A 3,767-nucleotide genomic window follows, 5' to 3' on the forward strand; every position below is an offset into this window, starting at 1 on the left:
CACGCCCATGTCGGCCAAGTACTCTTCCTTGGTCGGAATACGACCCAGCTTGGAGCAGATGGCAGCCAGTTCGGCAGAACCCAGATACACATTGCTGTTCTTGCCCAGGCGGTTGGGGAAGTTGCGGGTGGAAGTGGAGAACACGGTGGCGCCCTCCTTCACCTGCGCTTGGTTGCCCATGCACAGGCTGCAGCCCGGCATTTCCATGCGCGCACCGGCACTGCCCAGCACACCGTAGTGGCCTTCGTCACTCAGTTGCTTGGCGTCCATCTTGGTCGGTGGGGCGACCCACAGCTTGACCGGGATATCGCGCTTGTTTTCCAACAGCTTGGAAGCCGCGCGGAAGTGGCCAATGTTGGTCATGCAGGAGCCGATGAACACTTCGTCGATCTTGGCGCCGGCCACGTCGGCCAATGTCTTCACGTCGTCCGGATCATTGGGGCAGGCCACGATGGGTTCATGGATGTCGGCCAGATCGATTTCGATAACTGCGGCGTATTCGGCATCCGCATCGCCCTTGAGCAACTGGGGACAAGCACGGCGGAAAGGACAGCACGTTTCATAGCGTCTCCTTGGCTGATGAAGAGTTTCGGCGGGGAGAATATACAAAACGGTTGCCAACCGCGACGGATTCCTTGTCGCGTCCCTGGATCTCCAGTGTCTCCCAATAAGACCACTGGGGACACGATCACGGAGCCGGATCAGCGGCGCGAGCAAGTCTGTGGAAGGGGCTTCAAGCGGCCTCTCGCCTGGCTCGGCCAATGGCGCATAACGACTACGGCGCAGTCGGCGCCCCTTTTCTCAAGATGCCCAGGTTTTGCATGCCGCGCAGGAACGCGATCACGCCCAGCGTCAGTCGTTGATCGGGGGTGGTTGCCCCTCGCGCGCCGACAGAGTGCGCAACGGGGCCGCGAATTCGAAATGGGACCGACTCCCCGTGGAACTGCCTGTAAGCGCCGGTTGCGGCCTTGGAAAACAGAAAAGGGATCGTTTCCTGTCCGCCGATCCCCTGGAGCAGGCCAAGCTGGGCGGCCAAAGGGTCCGTAGTGGGCTGCTGGGAGCCTGCCAGGCAGCTGCCCGCGATCTGGACATCTTGCTGCCCGTAAACCACAGTCAGGTTCGTCCCCGAGGTATCGCGCAGATGGCGAAGATAGCCCGCGCACATGTGACAGCACTCCAGCGACGTGTAGACAATGCAATTCGTGGGCAGAGTCTGGAATCCTCCATTCCGCCGCAAGTACTCCTGGATCATCAGCGTTTCCGCATGATACGAGCCGTTCAACGATTTCATGTTGAGGCCCCAGGCAACAATCTTGTTGTTGGTTGCGTCGATCATGACTGCTCCGATGTTATTGCCGTACGGCCGACTGGCGGGCGGATGCGGGTCCGCCGGTTCGGCCGGATCATCCCGGTGCCTGTTCCATCCCAGCGCCAGCATCGCGTACACGAGTTTCATAAATGTATTCTCGCGATGCACAAGGTTCGCGCCAGCGGCGAAGAAGGTCGTGCCGCCTGTATACGCGAGCGTGTTCTGGACCGCGAGCGGCGGGCGAAACCGCCCAGTGAACGCAGCCGAGGCCGCAGTGGCGAACAAAGAACGAACCTGGGGGATCGCTCCGAGCGTTGTGTTGATCACATGGGTCCCCGCCATGGTGGCGCCTGGTCGAAGCGCGTCGAAGATAGGACTGAAATTCTCTGAGTTCTCGTCCACATCATCCGCGCCGCTGTACGCTCGTGCCGGAAAGATGTTGTTGCGATCGATGCGGCGCTTCACGATTTGTGTCGTGGACCAATAAATGACGTCCCGCGGTTGGGCTCGCCATAACATCCCAAGACACATGTGCGTGGGAACATACGAGAGATAGACGTCCCATTGGCCGTTCAAATCGGGAGCGTTTTGACCGAGTATCGCCCCCGCCGTTTCGTCGATTTGCGAGCCCGAACGTCCCACCAATACGCGGGACCTGTCGTTCCTGACAGCAATCGCCCAGTCAAATCCGTTGTTGGACTTCATCGCGTGCGCGAGAGAGACCAGAATTTCGTCGTAGGTCATTGCAGGTAGCCCCTTTTGTTTAATACGGATAGAAATTCAAGCGCATGAGACCAAGTATTGCACGGGTTGGGGGCTTCGAAACACGTTGACCCAGGCAGTTTGAGCGCTCGCAGCCGCTCGATGGCGAGACCTTGGGATGCAAGATGGATTTGGGGCTGGCGCGTACGCAGCTACTCCCCGCAGCTGTCCAAATCGCCGCTTTGCTCAGTCACCAACTGATGCGCTGATCGACCTCAAAGTCTGGTGCCGGTTGCGCTGCCAGATCCCAGTCTGTTGGCTCGACCTGCGCCCCGTCACCCATCTGCGCTTCACCACATTCCTCCCACAGCGGTGGCCCGCGTGCCGGGGCGATGTGTGGGGGCTCCGAGTCGACACCGATGTGATCCAGAATTGGCTTGATCTGCATGCCCTCGGTAATGAACGCGATCAGGCGCATCTGCCCACCGCAGATCGGGCACAGCAGCGGGGAAACTTCGTAGATGCGGGCGATCAACACTGCCCACAGGTAATGTGTAGGTGAGCGCTTGGGTGGCACCGGCTCTGGCTGGGGCGGGCGCAGTAGCGCAGCAGCCGCTCCAGCGCGGCACGGTCGTGTGACTGGATACAGACTCCGGCGTCAACAGAGAAGCCGCTGTGCTGGTAGGCCAGCATCTCTTTGGTGTCGCAACTTTCCAGCAGGCCCTGCCCCACGAAGGCGCGCAGGATGCGTCTGCGCAAGGTGGCTTTCACCTGAGCCACGGCATCCGCATCAATGCCGGTGGCCGGGTGGAAGACGATGCCCGGCGGTGAGGATTGAGGGGCGGCATCAGCGTCGCCCTCGCTTGGCACTTCCCCGAACACCCCATCGACCACACAGACGTGGAAGTGCACATGCCCGTTCAGGCTGGAGCCGAACCGGTGAATGTGGACTTGGGGTTTTGCCAAAGCCACTGCGCCGATGTGCAGGGTCGCCTTGTCCACCGTTTTCGCACCTGGGCTGTGGGATTGCAGGCTTTGGGCAATGACCCGCAGGAAAATGCGCAGCACCATGTTGAGCACCGCCCCATCCCGCTGCATGAAGTAACGCAGGCGCTTCGGGACCGTGGCGCACCGGCAGACGGGGAAAGACGTGGTCGGTGAGGTGTGCCGCCGCCTCCACCATGCGCCGCGTGTTGCACGAGGGGCAGACGCCACGGCCTTTGCAAGAATACGCCACGAAGTAGTCGTGCCCGCAGTCATCACAGCGGGCGCGGGCAAAGCCGTGGGCGAAGATGCCGCATTCCAGATACTTGCGAAACGCTTGGCGGACATAGGGCTTGGGGGTGTGGTGGTCGCCCTGCCCGTTTCTCTTCTGCCAACGGGAAGCCCAGTCACTCCTGAATTGCTAGCTACTCACGCAAATTCCACGCGGGCTACAGGCCAATTAGGCGTTAAAAAAGCCCCGTGGCGTGCACCACGGGGCTTTGCGCTAGCGGCTTGGCAGCTTACGCGGCGATACCGTCCGTCACCGTGGCAGCCGAATCAGTGTAGTCACCGATCTTGTCGAAGTTCAGGTACTGGTACACCGTGTCGCTGGCAGCGGTCAGCACGCCCATGTCGGCCAAGTACTCTTCCTTGGTCGGAATACGACCCAGCTTGGAGCAGATGGCAGCCAGTTCGGCAGAACCCAGATACACATTGCTGTTCTTGCCCAGGCGGTTGGGGAAGTTGCGGGTGGAAGTGGAGAACACGGTGG

At 60.7% G+C, this 3,767-nt stretch carries 2 protein-coding genes and 2 pseudogenes; all 4 read right to left on the reverse strand.

Annotation, left to right across the window (positions count from 1 at the left end):
- Nucleotides 1–537, reverse strand: a pseudogene (locus AC1DZ5_RS21425) (aconitase family protein); the annotation flags it as partial.
- 238 nt (nucleotides 538–775) lie between these two features.
- On the reverse strand, nucleotides 776–2,053 hold the full coding sequence (locus tag AC1DZ5_RS21430; RefSeq protein ID WP_477892824.1) for a Bd3614 family nucleic acid deaminase: 1,278 nt from the start codon (nucleotides 2,051–2,053) through the stop codon (nucleotides 776–778).
- Between the two features lie 208 nt (nucleotides 2,054–2,261).
- Nucleotides 2,262–3,377: pseudogene (locus AC1DZ5_RS21435) on the reverse strand (transposase); the annotation flags it as partial.
- Nucleotides 3,378–3,516: 139 nt separating this feature from the next.
- A partial coding sequence (locus AC1DZ5_RS21440; protein WP_477892826.1) for a hypothetical protein occupies nucleotides 3,517–3,767 on the reverse strand: 251 nt, incomplete at its 5' end.

Source organism: Rhodoferax sp. P1_F3, from assembly GCF_056405715.1.